The 14,595-nt window shown below is 44.3% G+C and carries 16 protein-coding genes; 12 read left to right on the forward strand and 4 right to left on the reverse strand.

The features are described 5' to 3' along the window. The first annotated feature begins 222 nt into the window (after nucleotides 1-222). The 5 genes from QUA36_RS09425 to QUA36_RS09445 all read left to right on the forward strand — a co-directional run bounded on the left by QUA36_RS09425 (nucleotide 223) and on the right by QUA36_RS09445 (nucleotide 4,049). Nucleotides 223-837 carry a hypothetical protein gene (locus QUA36_RS09425; protein WP_333042238.1) on the forward strand — a complete coding sequence of 205 codons (615 nt, stop codon included), beginning with the start codon at nucleotides 223-225 and terminating at the stop codon, nucleotides 835-837. Between the two features lie 660 nt (nucleotides 838-1,497). After that, nucleotides 1,498-1,839 carry a hypothetical protein gene (locus QUA36_RS09430; protein WP_333451048.1) on the forward strand — a complete coding sequence of 114 codons (342 nt, stop codon included), beginning with the start codon at nucleotides 1,498-1,500 and terminating at the stop codon, nucleotides 1,837-1,839. Beyond that, nucleotides 1,820-2,116, forward strand: coding sequence for a hypothetical protein (locus tag QUA36_RS09435; protein WP_333451046.1), 297 nt, complete (start codon nucleotides 1,820-1,822; stop codon nucleotides 2,114-2,116). Before QUA36_RS09430 ends, QUA36_RS09435 begins: the two co-directional genes overlap by 20 nt. Before the next feature lie 500 nt (nucleotides 2,117-2,616). Then, the gene (locus tag QUA36_RS09440; protein ID WP_333159392.1) at nucleotides 2,617-3,309 is read left to right on the forward strand and encodes a YqiA/YcfP family alpha/beta fold hydrolase; all 693 of its coding nucleotides are present in this window, start codon (nucleotides 2,617-2,619) and stop codon (nucleotides 3,307-3,309) included. 32 nt (nucleotides 3,310-3,341) lie between these two features. Continuing rightward, nucleotides 3,342-4,049: an ROK family protein gene (locus tag QUA36_RS09445; protein WP_333159394.1), complete on the forward strand. Its 708-nt coding sequence runs from the start codon at nucleotides 3,342-3,344 to the stop codon at nucleotides 4,047-4,049. A gap of 179 nt (nucleotides 4,050-4,228) precedes the next feature. Here the strand turns inward: QUA36_RS09445 and QUA36_RS09450 are convergent, their stop codons facing one another. After that, nucleotides 4,229-4,513 carry a WGxxGxxG family protein gene (locus tag QUA36_RS09450; protein ID WP_333159396.1) on the reverse strand — a complete coding sequence of 95 codons (285 nt, stop codon included), beginning with the start codon at nucleotides 4,511-4,513 and terminating at the stop codon, nucleotides 4,229-4,231. 292 nt (nucleotides 4,514-4,805) lie between these two features. Here QUA36_RS09450 and QUA36_RS09455 point away from each other — a divergent pair, with 292 nt between their 5' ends. Genes QUA36_RS09455 through QUA36_RS09465 form a run of 3 tightly spaced genes read left to right on the forward strand, consistent with a single transcriptional unit; the run spans nucleotide 4,806 to nucleotide 7,873 of the window. Next, nucleotides 4,806-5,984, forward strand: coding sequence for a histidinol-phosphate transaminase (locus QUA36_RS09455; protein WP_333457027.1), 1,179 nt, complete (start codon nucleotides 4,806-4,808; stop codon nucleotides 5,982-5,984). 36 nt (nucleotides 5,985-6,020) lie between these two features. Next, a complete protein-coding gene (locus tag QUA36_RS09460) occupies nucleotides 6,021-7,232 on the forward strand; it encodes a DNA cytosine methyltransferase (RefSeq protein WP_333457029.1) in 1,212 nt (403 codons plus the stop codon). A 17-nt stretch (nucleotides 7,233-7,249) separates the two neighbouring features. After that, nucleotides 7,250-7,873, forward strand: coding sequence for an Eco29kI family restriction endonuclease (locus QUA36_RS09465; protein WP_333457031.1), 624 nt, complete (start codon nucleotides 7,250-7,252; stop codon nucleotides 7,871-7,873). A 62-nt stretch (nucleotides 7,874-7,935) separates the two neighbouring features. On the opposite strand, the gene QUA36_RS09470 is transcribed toward QUA36_RS09465, so the two are convergent. Continuing rightward, complete coding sequence (locus tag QUA36_RS09470; protein WP_333457033.1) at nucleotides 7,936-8,514, reverse strand: hypothetical protein; 579 nt, start codon at nucleotides 8,512-8,514, stop codon at nucleotides 7,936-7,938. Between the two features lie 58 nt (nucleotides 8,515-8,572). On the opposite strand from QUA36_RS09470, the gene QUA36_RS09475 reads away from it, so the two are divergent. After that, nucleotides 8,573-8,998, forward strand: a complete 426-nt coding sequence (locus QUA36_RS09475) for a DUF2358 domain-containing protein (RefSeq protein ID WP_333457035.1) — start codon at nucleotides 8,573-8,575, stop codon at nucleotides 8,996-8,998. Between the two features lie 165 nt (nucleotides 8,999-9,163). Then, nucleotides 9,164-9,577 carry a fasciclin domain-containing protein gene (locus QUA36_RS09480; protein WP_333457037.1) on the forward strand — a complete coding sequence of 138 codons (414 nt, stop codon included), beginning with the start codon at nucleotides 9,164-9,166 and terminating at the stop codon, nucleotides 9,575-9,577. Nucleotides 9,578-9,766: 189 nt separating this feature from the next. Here the strand turns inward: QUA36_RS09480 and QUA36_RS09485 are convergent, their stop codons facing one another. Then, entirely contained in the window at nucleotides 9,767-11,233 is a 1,467-nt protein-coding gene (locus QUA36_RS09485; RefSeq protein ID WP_333457039.1) for a glycoside hydrolase family 13 protein, read from the reverse strand. Between the two features lie 767 nt (nucleotides 11,234-12,000). On the opposite strand from QUA36_RS09485, the gene QUA36_RS09490 reads away from it, so the two are divergent. Then, complete coding sequence (locus QUA36_RS09490; protein ID WP_333159414.1) at nucleotides 12,001-13,290, forward strand: glucose-1-phosphate adenylyltransferase; 1,290 nt, start codon at nucleotides 12,001-12,003, stop codon at nucleotides 13,288-13,290. Nucleotides 13,291-13,514: 224 nt separating this feature from the next. Here QUA36_RS09490 and QUA36_RS09495 read toward each other — a convergent pair whose 3' ends face one another. After that, entirely contained in the window at nucleotides 13,515-13,718 is a 204-nt protein-coding gene (locus QUA36_RS09495) for a hypothetical protein (RefSeq protein WP_333159416.1), read from the reverse strand. A gap of 576 nt (nucleotides 13,719-14,294) precedes the next feature. Between QUA36_RS09495 and QUA36_RS09500 the strand changes: the two genes are divergently transcribed. Next, nucleotides 14,295-14,522: a hypothetical protein gene (locus QUA36_RS09500; protein ID WP_333457041.1), complete on the forward strand. Its 228-nt coding sequence runs from the start codon at nucleotides 14,295-14,297 to the stop codon at nucleotides 14,520-14,522. Nucleotides 14,523-14,595: the final 73 nt, after the last annotated feature.

Here is a 14,595-nt window from a genome sequence, read left to right on the forward strand (position 1 = left end):
CTTGTAAATAAAAAGGCTGTAAGCATTCTCCAGACATTTGTAGCCCATAGCCATCAATGCTTCAATCGCTGTTCGCGTTACACAGCAAGGCCTGGAGGCAAGCTCAAGTTCTCCCCTTCGGGGAACTTGAGCTTAAGTTGCCACCAATGGGGTCTTCCTAGTAACGAGAAGCGATCAATTAGCAATTAGCAAATTAGTAATTACTTATTTTTTGGTTTGAAAATGTCTGTTAAACAATCACATTACGAGACTTTACTAGCAGAGTACAGCGAATCTTCTGCCGCGATCGCCCTGCTGAAAAAATATCGGGTTTACATGGAAATGATTCCGAGTATCCGCCGCGCTCATGAGAGTTTAATCACAATTCCTTTGCCTATTGCCCGCTTGCGGGACGGGGTTTCTTATGCGGGAAGCAGCGGCACTAGCATATCGCCCGGGCAGGCAGTTTGTTTGCCCTGCGATTTGGCGATTTTGATGTGTGATCCTGAATGGAAAGTTAAAATTGGAGTGGAAATTTTGATTTTCATTCATCGTCCGGGCGAAGAGTTTTCTGAGTTGCTTGGCCGCTGGCGGCAGTCTCAAGTTTGGCTGGATAAAGGTTACGAATGGGTGATGCCGCAGCGCTACAGACATATTTACAGCGATGAAGCGGAGGCTGTTCATCCGCTATTTGTTTTGTTTGAGGAAACGCCGGAACTGATTCAACGGGGTTTGATGGCGGCTGGTTTGCCGTTTGTGGTGGAAAGTTTCGAGTCTGGGAGTGAGGAAGTAGAGGAAGAAGAGTTTCTGGGTAGCGGGGAACTGGGAAGTATTGGTGAAGAGAGTTTTGATTTGTAGGCTATGTGCGATCGCACATAGCCATCCTATTACTTGAAAAAAAGTAGATTTTTTTTCATCACCTAGTATGCTAAAAATACAATTAAAAACCTAATGAAAATAAAAAATATATAAAATAATGACATCAAGTGTTGACAATACTCCGGACAGTTTTAAAATTAGGGCTGCGATGCCTTCGGCAAGCTTCGCTTACGAAATACAGCAGAGAAGTGAAAAAAATGAGTGCAATCTGAAACCAAAACAAACAGAAAAAAAGGCTCTCTTTTAATTTAAGCTATAAAAATAAGCTATAAAAACACACAAGGTTAACAGATTACATTATGAATATTATGCGCTCCATTTTACAAAAAATAGCCGGGATTAGTTAACCCCAAAAGAAGTTTTTAATCACTTTATTCTTAACCATTTTGCTAGTAAGAAGGCAAGATAAACTTCACGAATCTCAGTCGTTATAGTTATTTGAGCGAAAAACCTACCGGCGTCACTTTCTCAAAAGCTTTAACTTTCCAAAAGTTAATCAATATATCTTCAAAAAAGCCTTAAATCCTGAACACACGGTCATTGCTGTTATTGATTGTTCTTTTTTAAGGAAAACTGGAAAAAAAAACTGACGGTAAGGCTTACTTTTATAATGGTGTAGCGGGTAAATCGGAACAGGGGTTGGAAATTTCTGTGATTTCTATTGTCGAAATTGAGAGTCGTTTATCTTATAGCTTAAGCATACAACAAACTCCATCACGCCCTCAAATAAAGCCCGTGAAAAAAATGCCCCAAAATCGAATAATAGCTGGTTCAAAAAAATCTCGCAAAAAACCGGAGTCTCACAGCTCAAAACCTGGCATTACAAGAGTCGAGGACTATGCACAACATTTGAAGAATACTCGTTATTTCTTCCCAAGTTCTGTACGTTATTTGGTGGCTGATGGCTATTACTACCGCTCTAAATTCTGGGATGCTGTGCGGGAGTGGAATTTAGACTTTATTGGAAAGCGAGCGAGTTGATGCTAACTTACGCTATCTCTATACCGGTGAACAAAAGAAACTGGGAACCCCTCGTAAATATGATGGTAAGGTTGACTGCCATGATTTGAGTCGTCTGAATTTTGTTAAAGAGATAAAATCGGGAGTTTCATTATATACATTGGAGGTGGGTCGTTTTTGTTTGAATTGCCCAATTAGTTTCGCTTGTATCTCTGAGGATCAAGCCAATAGTAAAATCAAAAATGCTTTATTATTTAGCATTAATATTCATTTACTCCCTGAGCAAATTTGTGAATAATATTATTAGGCTCATTTCCAGATTGAATCTATTTTTCGTGAGACCAAGCAATTTACGGAATTGTCTGATTGTTAAGCTCGTCATTGGGTACGGCTTGATTTTCATTTTAATGCCAGTCTTATTGCTTTAAATGTAGCCAAAAATCAACTTTATAGTTGTCATTAATCGGCCAAGTCGTTTGTGTTTTCAATGACCTCTTATAAACGTCTGGAATTCAATAAAAACCTACTTTGTACCTTTGTTGGCAAGTTAGATTTAGACCCGGATTTTATTTTAAATCACCCTAACCTTCCTTCAGTCTTGTCTGATGGTACTCTGGCTGCTTAAAAGCTGGCCGGACTATTGTCTAAAAGCATATAATTTAAATCCATGCGACTCCTTAATCTCTGCCAAATATCAGTATATACTTTCTTTGAGTTAGTGTCTTAAGTTTTTTAGTTTAGTTGATGACTCATATTAAGTTAAAATAATTAGTTGGGAAGTCTCATAAAATTTTCTGGATGAATCTACAAAACGATTCGAGTTACATTTATTTACATGGATTTGCTTCAAGTCCCGATTCAGCGAAGGCTAAATATTTCCGAGATCGCTTTTCTTACCTAGGAATTGACCTAAAAACTCCCGATCTCAATCAAAACGATTTTTCGGGGATCACTCTCACCCGCCAATTAAATCAAATAGAAACAGACTTTTTGTCAAGCGAATCCTCCCAATCTCCAACAGAAAATGTAAGAGATATAGGGGGAGTCACTATAATTGGGTCTAGTTTTGGGGGACTGACAGCAGCTTGGTTGGCCCAGCGACAATTGTCAGTAAAGCAAATAGTTTTGTTAGCACCGGCTTTTGACTTTATCTCCCACTGGCTACCACTGTTGGGACAACAACAGTTAGAAAAATGGCAGTCTGAGAAATATTTGCCCGTTTACCACTACGGCGAACAAGGTTATCTGCCGCTGAATTATCAGTTTGTGGCAGATATGGCTCAATACCCTGAAGAAAAATTAATGCGTTCAGTGCCTACGTTAATTCTTCACGGCAACCATGATACAATAATACCGATTCAAGCTAGCAGAGATTTTGCCGCTAACCGTCCCTGGGTGCAATTAATCGAATTAGAAGACGATCATTCTTTGGGAAATGTCCTAGCGGAAATGTGGGAAGCGATTCAAAAGTTTTGCCCATTCAAAAATTAAAATTTGACCAACTTGCAAGTCTTAACAATCAAATGACTGAACAAGATCGATCGACTCGCACCTTAGCCGTTGACATTGGCGGAAGTGGCATCAAAGTTATGGTTTTGGACAATGAAGGCGAACCCCAAACGGAACGCAGCCGTGTAGAAACTCCTCAACCCCCGAAACCCGAACCCGTACTAGAGGCGATCGCCTCTTTAGCCAGCGGACAAGGGGAATTTGACCGAGTATCTGTCGGTTTTCCCGGCGTTGTGCGTCTAGGTGTCATCAAAACTGCAGTGAATTTAGATCCGTCTTGGATAGATTTTGACCTAGAAACTACCCTCAAAGATCGCTTGGGGAAACCTGTGCGAGTGGCTAACGATGCCGATATTCAAGGATTGGGAGCAATTGCTGGGACGGGGGTAGAATTAGTAATTACCCTTGGCACCGGTTTCGGTTCTGCCTTATTTGTCGATGGTGTCTTGGTGCCAAATCTAGAGTTAGGACATCACCCTTTTCGTAAAGGGGAAAGTTACGAACAGCAATTAGGGCGATCGGCATTAGATACAGTCGGTTCCAAAAGATGGAATCGCCGTCTGGAAAAAGCGCTCACCTCTGTGCAAAATCTCTTTAACTGCGATCGCATTTACATCGGTGGTGGCAATACTAAAAAGATAGTTTTTGAGTTACCGCCACAGGTTAAAATAGTACCAAATGTGAGCGGTTTATTGGGCGGGATTGCTTTGTGGCGCGATTGAATAAACTTTGTTTGTGGCAAAAATGGCTATCAATACCAAAGAAACCGGATTTTTTGCTCGGATTAAAGGCAATAATCCAGTCTTTCGGTAAAAAAACCGGTTTCTGAATCCATGAGGGTTGATTTGGTTTTTGGCTTGTGCGTTAGCGCAGCCCTCGAAGAGAATAGCCGTTTAAAAAATTATTCGCCCATCGGATCGCGGTAGCGTTTGGGTTCATCCTTGCGAAACAGATTCGCCAAACCGAGGATGCCCAACAAACCCAAAGCACCCCAATGATTGTTGTCGCGTCTGCTTTCTTGAAATGGAGTTCTGTCTAGAACAACTCCATTAGAATCAGTATTATTCTGTGCCGGAGCTGACTCCGTTTGAGCTGAGGCAGGCATAGCTGAAGGGAGAACAGCCAAACTCAAAGCTATGAGGGTAGCGGCGGTATTTTTAGATATATCGGAAGGCTTGACTTTCATACTCGGTTTCCAAATATCAGGAGTTACTTTATAAGAATAATCAATTGGCGACAACCGACACATCAATCGAGCGACAGAAACTTACTTCCCTCTCTTCTGTTGCTTTCGAGATAGAAAAGGCTATATCCTAAGTTTAGACGCCTTTGATACAGCATTCGTAAGTCGGCATTAGGCAGAAATTTCAGCAGGGAGGTAAAAAATGAAAATTTTTGCCTTCGTAATTTTTCTTGACTTTTGCCTTCAGCCTTGCTTTCTAAGGTGACAATCTAAATCAAAAGTTTAAAATCATACCATGCTTCCCTTTATCCGAAAAGACTTAGCCGAACTTACCGCATACACTCCCCATCCGGGGGGCGCGTCAGGAGAATCAGCGCACTCGGAAAGTGTACTCGATCGCCTCGATACCAATGAATGCCCCTACGACTTGCCAGAAGAATTAAAAAAAAAGCTAGCTTGGACTTACCAGCAATTAATTGAGACAAATCGTTATCCCGACGGAGGCCACGCAGCGCTCAAAGAGGCGATCGCCGAATACGTCAATGAATCCCTAAATGTCCCCCCGCTTAACCAGGGGAGTGGGGGCGGTACACTACCAAAAACCTCCATTACAGCCGACAATATTTCTGTGGGCAACGGTTCCGACGAACTAATTCGATCCATCTTAATAGCTACTTGTTTGGGCGGTGGCGGCTCTATTTTCGTTGCGAATCCCACCTTTTCGATGTATGGAATAATCGCCCAAACCCTCGGAATTCCCGTTGTGAGTGTTCAGCGGAAAGAGGAGAATTTTGAAATCGATATCGAGGCTGCTAAAAGGGCGATCTTCCAAAATCAAAATCCCCCCGTGCGCGCCGTCTTCGTCGTTCATCCCAATTCCCCCACAGCCAATGCTTTGACAACCGATGAAATAGAATGGTTGTCAACTTTACCCGAAGAGATATTAGTAGTAATTGACGAAGCCTATTTTGAATTCAGCCAAAATACGTTAGCAGACCAATTGCACTATCACCCGAATTGGATAATTTTACGCACATTTTCCAAAGCATTTCGACTAGCCTCAATGAGAGTCGGATATGCGATCGCCCATCCCGAACTCACAGCCACCTTAGAAAAAATCCGCCTCCCCTACAACCTTCCCAGTTTCTCGCAAACTGCAGCCGAGTTAGCTCTAGCGCAGCGGCAGTTATTGCTAGCAACCATTCCCGAAATTATAGCAGAGCGAACCAAATTAATTGCTGCGCTAACTCAGCATCAAAAATTGCAAGTTTGGCCGAGTGCGGCTAACTTCGTTTACCTGCAGGTGAAAGCCGGCGATCGTAATTTAGCCGAAACTGAACACAAACAAATCATGCAGCAGCTAAAAGAGGGAGGTACTTTAATTAGGCATACTGGCGGAGGTTTGCGAATTACGGTGGGTAGCCCGGAGGAAAATCAGCGGACAGTCGATCGAATTGGAGCGATTTTCGATTAAAATTAATATCCACCGTTGCTCAATACAATGCTAATAATGAACTCTGTAGAACTATTCAGCGGAGCAGGAGGCTTAGCAATAGGCGTATCAAAAGCAGGCTTTTGTCACAAAGCAGTTATCGATCTGGACAAAAACGCCTGCGAGACAATTCGCGAAAATCAGCGGCGGGGTGTAAAAGTGCTCGCCAACTGGTCTGTTTTTGAGACAGATATCGCTAAATTCGATTTTACATCCCTAGAAGTCAAAGGTGGGGTAGACCTCCTAACTGGAGGGCCGCCGTGTCAGCCTTTTTCTGTAGGAGGAAAACACTGCGGAAGTGAAGACGAGCGAAATATGTTTCCGCACTTTTTTCGCGCCGTGCGAGAACTCAAACCCAAGGCATTTGTTATCGAAAATGTTAAAGGTTTATTACGTTCCTCCTTCACTAAATATTTTGAGTATATTGTCCTACAACTCACTTATCCAGAAGTGGTACAAAGACTGGATGAGGATTGGCCCCATCACCTGTCCCGGTTAGAACAGCATCATACCGCCGGTCGCGGTGAGGGACTATCATACCGTGTAGTGTTTCGCTTACTCAACGCGGCAGACTACGGCATTCCCCAAAAGCGCGAAAGGGTTTTTATTGTAGGTTTTCGCTCGGATTTAGGATTAGAGTGGTCTTTTCCTGAACCAACTTGTTCTCAGGAAGCCTTGCATTGGGAGCAATGGGTGACTGGCAATTATTGGGAGCGCAATCAAATCTCTAACAGCGATCGTCCAGACATACCTAGCAAGCTTTCCTCGCGCATCTTCAATCTTCAGTTCAATCTGTTTCCACCTCAAAAACAGCCTTGGCGCACTGTGCGGGATGCCATTTCGGACTTACCACAAGAAGGCAATAAAGAAAGCCAAAACAGCGTACTAAATCACATTTTTATACCAGGAGCCAGAAAGTATCCAGGCCATACAGGCAGCTTGTTAGATGAACCAGCTAAAACTTTAAAAGCAGGAGTTCACGGGGTCCCTGGAGGAGAAAATATGTTAGTTGATCCCACGGGACAGGTGCGTTACTTTACGCTTCGCGAAGCTGCTAGACTGCAAACTTTCCCTGACGAATACTTCTTTCCTCACAGTTGGACAGAAACTATGAAGCAGTTGGGGAATGCTGTACCAGTCGGTTTGGCAGAAGTTATTGCCTCTAGCATTAGATCGCGACTGGAGACAGTTAGAACAGCGAGAGTGTATTCAATGAATTTGAGATTTTAGATTTGAGAATTTACTCTATGCTCGAAGTATTTAGAGTCCCGCCAGATTTACAAGAAAACTTAATCGCTTTCTGTGGCAGGCAAAATTGTTATAATCTTCAGGAACTCGATCGTGTCAGGGAGGATTTGATCCAATATTGCGGAGCATATTTGCTGTACTACCAGGGCGACTTCTCAATGTATAACCTTATTAAACAGGCAAACTTGAGTAAGTGCTGTCTGCCAATTTATGTAGGTAAAGCAGCTCCGGGCGGTCGTCGGACGGGGCGTACAACTATTGGCAACACTATTTACGGACGCTTGTCAGAGCATAGAAAATCTATTGAAGCTGTAGACAATCTAAAAATTGAGGATTTTGCGTTCAAAGTCGCGCCGATGGAAATTGATTTAGTTTCATGGGGAGAAGCAGTGTTGATCCGTCACTTCAGCCCTGTTTGGAATAGAGAAATATCGGGATTCGGGATACATGACCCTGGAAGTGGGCGAGCAGGGCAAAAACGTTCTGTATGGGATAGATTGCACCTCGGTCGCACTTTTGCCACCAAGCTTCCTGTAGGGAATACTCCGCTCGATATGGATGCTTTGTCGGTTAGTATAACACAGCATTGTCAGCGGATGATAGAAGAGTTAGGGTGTCCTTAATTTGGCATCTGATTTGATAGTTTGCAGCCACAGGCTAGAATTGGGAAATAGATAAAATATTTTCATCCTCGATCGTTTGCTTGCCGTGCCGCGCGAATGGTTTGAGGAAATACGCCTACTAAAAGTGCCAAAGCTTCATCGGAAATTTGTGCCACCGTTTCCGAATCCAAATATTGTTCAAACTGAGTTAAAACCATTTGTGCGCGTTCCAAAGCTGCCGGCTTGGCCGTTAACTGTTCCATTAACCGCACCCACTGCCGCCGAATTCCAAAAGCTTTCTGTATTTCTTCGGGAGATTGAGGGCAAACCAAACAAAAATCGCCCACGGGAATAGCCTGGTGAGAGTCAACCTCAAAAGCGCCCCCAACGGCAGCCCCAGGCCCGGCAAACTCCGCGTGGAAGCGTTTAATCAGAATTAGGCCGTTCCGGCGACGGCTATCTACCATCAACAGCTTGCCGCTGTTGATTTCTGCGAGAATGTCAGAGGAGTGGGGGTGTTCTGTCAAATCTGTGCCAAGGTTTCGATGTCGCAAGTCCGGGTCAGCAGAAAGGCCGAGGGGGACAATATAATTAGAGGTAAGATTAGAGCTGGATGAAGTATCAATTTTTTTCTCCTCCCGCTGCCGATCGAGATTATTCATTTAAAGTTATAAATTAATACTGTCACAAGGTGGTAGTTTGAGCGCGAGCGAATATCAAATGCAGGTAGAACAAGCAGTAGATACCCTGAAAGCGGAGCTCCCGACGCTTTTTGAGAAAGACATCTCCTACGACATCTACACAAAAGATGTTTATTTTCAAGACCCTGTTAACAAATTTAAAGGAAAAATCAACTATCGCATTATCTTTTGGACTCTGCGATTTCACGGGCAGCTATTCTTTAACGAGATTTACTTCGACCTGCACGACGTAGGTCAGACAGCCCCTGATACTATTGTGGCAAATTGGACTGTTCGCGGGACCCTGCGGGTTCCCTGGAAAGCTCGGATTTTTTTTAACGGCTACTCTACTTATAAACTGGATAAAGACGGCTTAATTTACGAACATATCGACACCTGGGACAGAGAACCCGGAGAGATTTTAAAGCAGTTTTTCCGCAAAGGGGAGGAGGGGACCCAAGTATAAGCCAAAAAGGTCGATCGGGCCGAGGCATCAGGGTCGGCAACCGAGTTAACTTATAATGACTAAAATAATCATCATCCCTCCGATTCATTTTCTGCTATTTGTAAATTGCTAAAATGATTGTCGCCTCTGATTCATTTTCTGCTATTTGCACTCCTGAAAAACATCATGGCTGATATTGTTGAGACTGCCACAAATGCCGGTTCTTTCAAAACCCTCGTGACTGTTATTGAAGCGGCTGCTTTGTTAGATTTATTGCAAAGTCCGGGCCCCTACACCGTCTTAGCACCAACTGATGAGGCATTTGCCAAAATTCCTACGAACACTATTGCCTCTTGGCTGGAAGACATACCCAAGCTCAAGAAAATTCTGACTTATCACATTCTGTTTGGCGAGGTACTAACTGAGAACTTGCTTGAGTTAAGTTCTGCTGAAACAGTGGAAGGTTCTGTGGTGGGAATTGATACTTCTGACGGCATTAAAGTGAATGAGGCTAAAGTTATCACTCCAGATATTCTTGCCGACAATGGGGTCATCCATATCATTGATGCGGTGCTAATACCAGCATTGGTGGCAGCATAATCAAACTTGCGGCCTCTCTAAATTTATTAGGGTGCTTATGGGCGCACCTTACATTTTAAACTAGAGAAATTACGCAAGTGTCACAATTAGTAAGGTGGGTCAGATCCCAAGCCATCGATCATCCGTCCATAACTCGGTCTGACGCACCCTACAAGTCAATTGGATCGTGACACTTGCATAATTGCTGAACTAATTATCCGAACCTAAAATCAATCCCGATCGCGCCGGCAGCATCAATTCTAAAAGGCGAGTTTCCCCGTCACCTTTCCAAACAAACTCGCCTTTACCGAACAGCAATTTATCGTGAGGAGATTTCAAACTAGCTGGCTCAAAGCTAATATTAGCTTCTTCGGTCGCGACATTGACAGCAACAACTATTTCCTCATCCCCCAAAATTCTGGCAAAAACGTAAACCGTTCCCTCAGCAAACAGAACTTGGTACGAACCAGTGCGGAGGGCAGCGTATTTGTGCCGCAAAGCTATCAACTGCTTGTGATAATCTAAAACATCAAGTTCCCACTGACCTTGTAAGGGAAAACTGCGACGAGAATCGGGATCGAGAGCACCGGGCAAACCAACTTCATCGCCGTAGTAAATGCTAGGAGCTCCGGGAAAAGTTAACAGCAGCAAAGTTGCGAGTTCGACACTAGCTCTATCGCCTCCTGCAATTGTTAACAACCTCGCAGTATCGTGACTGGCTAACAAATTAAGTTGAGTTAGCTGTATTGGCCACGGGTACAGTTCCAAAACCTGCTGAATTTTGTCGCCGTACTCTTTAGCAAAAAGTGGCGGATAGGGATGGTAAGCACGGCCTTCAATTTGAGTTAAATCTACCCGGTCTCCCGCTGCAAAAGCAATAGTCGGTGCAGCAAAAAGATAATTCATTACCCCGTCAAATTGAGTGCCGTCGAGCCATTCTCTCGCATCTTCCCAAACTTCGCCCACAATGTAAGCTTCGGGATTAACTGCTTTAACTCGGTCTCGAAATTCCTGCCAAAATCCCGGGGTTTTAATTTCAAAAGGAACGTCCAGGCGCCAGCCATCGACGCCGAATTTAATCCAATATTCGGCGATTTCCATGATGTATTCTCGCACTTCTGGATTCTCGTGATTGAATACAGGAAGGGCTCGATTCCCATCCCAACCGGCATAATTAGCAGGAAAATTGCCGTCGTAGGCAGATAACGGCCAGCCTTCAATTTTAAACCAATCGAGCCAAGGAGAACCGGGGCCGTTTTCGAGGATGTCGTGGAAGAAGAAAAAGCCGCGGCTGGCGTGGTTGAATACGCCGTCTAGGACGATTTTGATATTGCGATCGTGAGCTGCGTCTAGAAGCTCTTTAAAAGCTGGATTGCCACCCAACATCGGATCGACTTGATAGTAGTCGTGGGTGTGGTAGCGGTGATTGCTGGCCGACTGAAATATGGGGGTGAAATAAATTGCGTTAATGCCTAAGTCTTGCAAGTAGTCTAGCTGTTCCATCACGCCCCACAAGTCGCCACCTTTGTAGCCTTGCAGGGTGGGGATTGCGTGCCATTCTTCCCACATGAAGTTTTGCAGCATGCGTTTGCGGGGCTGTTTGCTTTTGGCGAAGCGATCGGGGAATATTTGGTAGAATACTGCGTTTTTAACCCAGTCCGGCGTTTGAATTTGCATACACTTTTTCTAGCTTTTACGGCTTAGGCTACAGTAGCAGAGGTTTCTAGGGGATCTAACTTTTGGTAGAGAATAGACACTTTATCCCATTTTGTCGATCGACAAATTGTAAAAAATTACACAAATTTGCACTCAATCTAAGATGGAAAACTGACTCTACCTAAAAATTTATCGTCCCGGCGGGCGGTGCTTTCTGACTGGTGTGGAGTCGGACCAACTCAGATAACAGGAGCGCCAGCCAAAAGAACCGGATCAAATTCCAGCAGAACCAGAGTGCGAAGAAGGGCCCATACAGAGTGTCAGCGGGCGTGGCGGTGCGATCATCAACCTGCCTTGAAAAAGAACAATACCGCCATGAGCCTCGATCGAGAAATTGCCAAAACGGGGAATTTACCCAAAAAACTTGTAATTAACAGCCCAAACCCCGAACCTTATTCTTTTGTTAAACTGCCCTTATTTATTCAGGGGTGTTTTAACTCACACCTCCCAATTTTTTTTAAAATCAATTATTGATTGAGGGGTATTTTAACTCACAACTCAAAAGCCATAACTCCAGCCCCGGACACACTCCAACTCTTCTAAACCGGTTTTTTTTAACTCTTATTGAGGGTGCGAAGAAGTATTTGGATTAAACAACCCGGTTTGTGGGTAAGCGACTCAACTCATAACTCAAAACTCAAAACTTCCTTGCTCCCCCCCCTTGTCAAGAAGCCCTCACCATCCGACACTGTACTTGGAGAGTTAATCGACCCTAGGGAGAAAGTTCCTTGAAAAAAGTTTTAGCCATCATCCTCGGTGGCGGTGTAGGCACCCGCCTTTACCCCCTAACCAAACTGCGAGCCAAACCCGCAGTTCCCCTCGCAGGCAAATATCGCCTCATCGATATTCCTGTCAGCAACTGCATCAACTCGGAAATAGTCAAAATCTACGTCCTCACGCAATTCAACTCGGCATCCCTCAACCGTCACATCGCTCGCACCTACCAGTTTTCCGGCTTCACCGAGGGATTTGCCGAGGTGCTTGCTGCCCAGCAAACTCAGGAAAACCCCAACTGGTTTCAAGGGACAGCCGACGCAGTTCGCCAATATCTCTGGCTGCTAGAAGAGTGGGACGTTGACGAATACTTGATTCTTTCGGGCGATCACCTCTACCGCATGGACTACCAAAAGTTTGTGCAGAGACACCGCGAAACCAACGCCGATATCACCCTCTCGGTTTTGCCAATGGACGAGAAGCGGGCCTCGGATTTTGGTTTGACGAAAATCGACGACAACGGTCGCATTATTTCATTCAGCGAAAAGCCAAAAGGCGATGCGCTCAAACAAATGCAGGTGGATACTACTAAACTGGGACTGACACCGCAGCAGGCTCAGGAAAGTCCTTACATTGCTTCGATGGGGATTTATGTCTTCAAAAAAGAAGTTCTGATTAAACTCCTGAAGGAATCTCCCAACCAAACAGATTTTGGTAAAGAGATTATTCCGAATAATGCAAAAGACCACAACGTTCAAGCTTATTTGTTTGACGATTACTGGGAAGATATCGGAACCATTGAGGCTTTTTACGATGCTAACTTGGCTCTGACAAAACAGCCTAAGCCACCTTTCAGTTTCTACGATGAAAATGCGCCGATTTATACTCGCCCGCGTTTCTTGCCGCCGACTAAGCTTTTAGATACTCACGTGACGGAATCGATTATTGCTGAAGGCTGCATTCTGAAACAGTGCCGGATTGACCATTCTGTGTTGGGAGTTCGATCGCGGATTGAAGCTGGATGTACGATTCAAGACACCCTGGTAATGGGTTCTGACTTCTACGAACCCGACGCCGAACGGCATTCGAGTTTGGACAGCGGCGGCGTCGCCCTGGGTATCGGTGCAGATACTACAATTCGGCGCGCGATTGTGGATAAAAATGCCCGCATCGGCCGCAATGTTCAAATAATTAATAAAGACGGAGTGGAAGAAGCCAACCGCGAAAACCAAGGTTTTTACATCCGCAGCGGCATTATCGTAGTTCTGAAAAATGCCACGATTCCTGATGGAACTATCATTTAGTTATTAGTCATTAGTCATTAGTCGTCAGTCATTAGTTTTTTAAGTTAAAATCTGTTACCTCTCAGCAAGTGACTGATGATAAATAAGTAAATTAGTGACAGATCACCAATGACCGATGACTGATGACTGATGACGAAATTCATTCTTTTTTTGTTGATTATTAATTTTCACCGCTGATGCGAGGTTGTCGAAATAGTTGGCTTTGTTTAAAGGCTCGCGCATTATCAATAAGCGACAGTCTCTGTTACTGTCTGCCGTGATATAGATATGTCCGATCGCCTGCGTCTGGCGAATAGCTTCTGATTCTTGTATTTGCGCTGGTAGCACGACTGACAAATGCGCTGCCCGTTTCTGAGTACAACCGAACTCTCGGAACTATCTTTCCAATCGTCGCAGCAGCCGCAAGGCCAACTTAGCAAATAATTCATAATGTTATGACCCTGGTACAGTTAAAAGCTTATCGCTCTACTATCCTATCTTAGTGTTTTATAAAAGTGTGTGATGTAGCTAACAGACAGGGGAGAAATTATGTTATATTACTTGGATTTAAATCTCTTCAGAGGTTGTAAAAATAAAATTTTATAGCACGGGTCTGGGGTGAATAAAAAATATCTAGAAATTTTGTGGAAGAACGGCGCAATTTAGGGTATTATATAGTCACAATTCAGACACCAGATTTGACCGAACTTGCTGATGAAAACCTGCTAAGATTGGGATTGGGTGATCAACTCATATCGAGAAGTTCGTAGGCGTAAGCCGGGGCGTAGCCATCGCAACGCGCCCCGGAAAAAAAGACCAAAAAAAGCTCGATCGTCCGCGCCAGTTAACCATCCTGGGCTCGCGCCCGCAACAGCAGCAGCTTTCCCCGCCTCACCTCAATCGGGCTGCCGCCTCCCGAAAGCCCTAAACCTCATAACTCCCCAAAAGTTGGCGCCGCAGGAGTTTCACCGTCTCAAAGGTCACAGGTATAGCAACGGCCCAGATGGTAAGGACGTTCTTAATTGATGAAAGCATTGTTTTTGCTGTCGAATGCCAAAAGCATTTCTAGAAGCGGCTGCTCCGGCTCCCTTGTGCATGAGAGAGCCGAATGCTATAAAATCTTAAACAGCAGCGGAGTGCGGAAATTGCGATCGAACGCCAAGCAACAACCGAACTCGATCGAGTCCAAACCTTTGATAACCTATAATTTGAATGAGATGCCGCAGGCACTTCGGCTCCTGACATTATACTAATGCGCCATCCTGCGGCTAATTTGGGATTTATTCTTTCTAACAACTAACAACTAACAAATAACAACTAATAAAG

It is taken from the genome of Microcoleus sp. Pol10D4, assembly GCF_036701555.1.
Lineage (GTDB): Bacteria > Cyanobacteriota > Cyanobacteriia > Cyanobacteriales > Microcoleaceae > Microcoleus.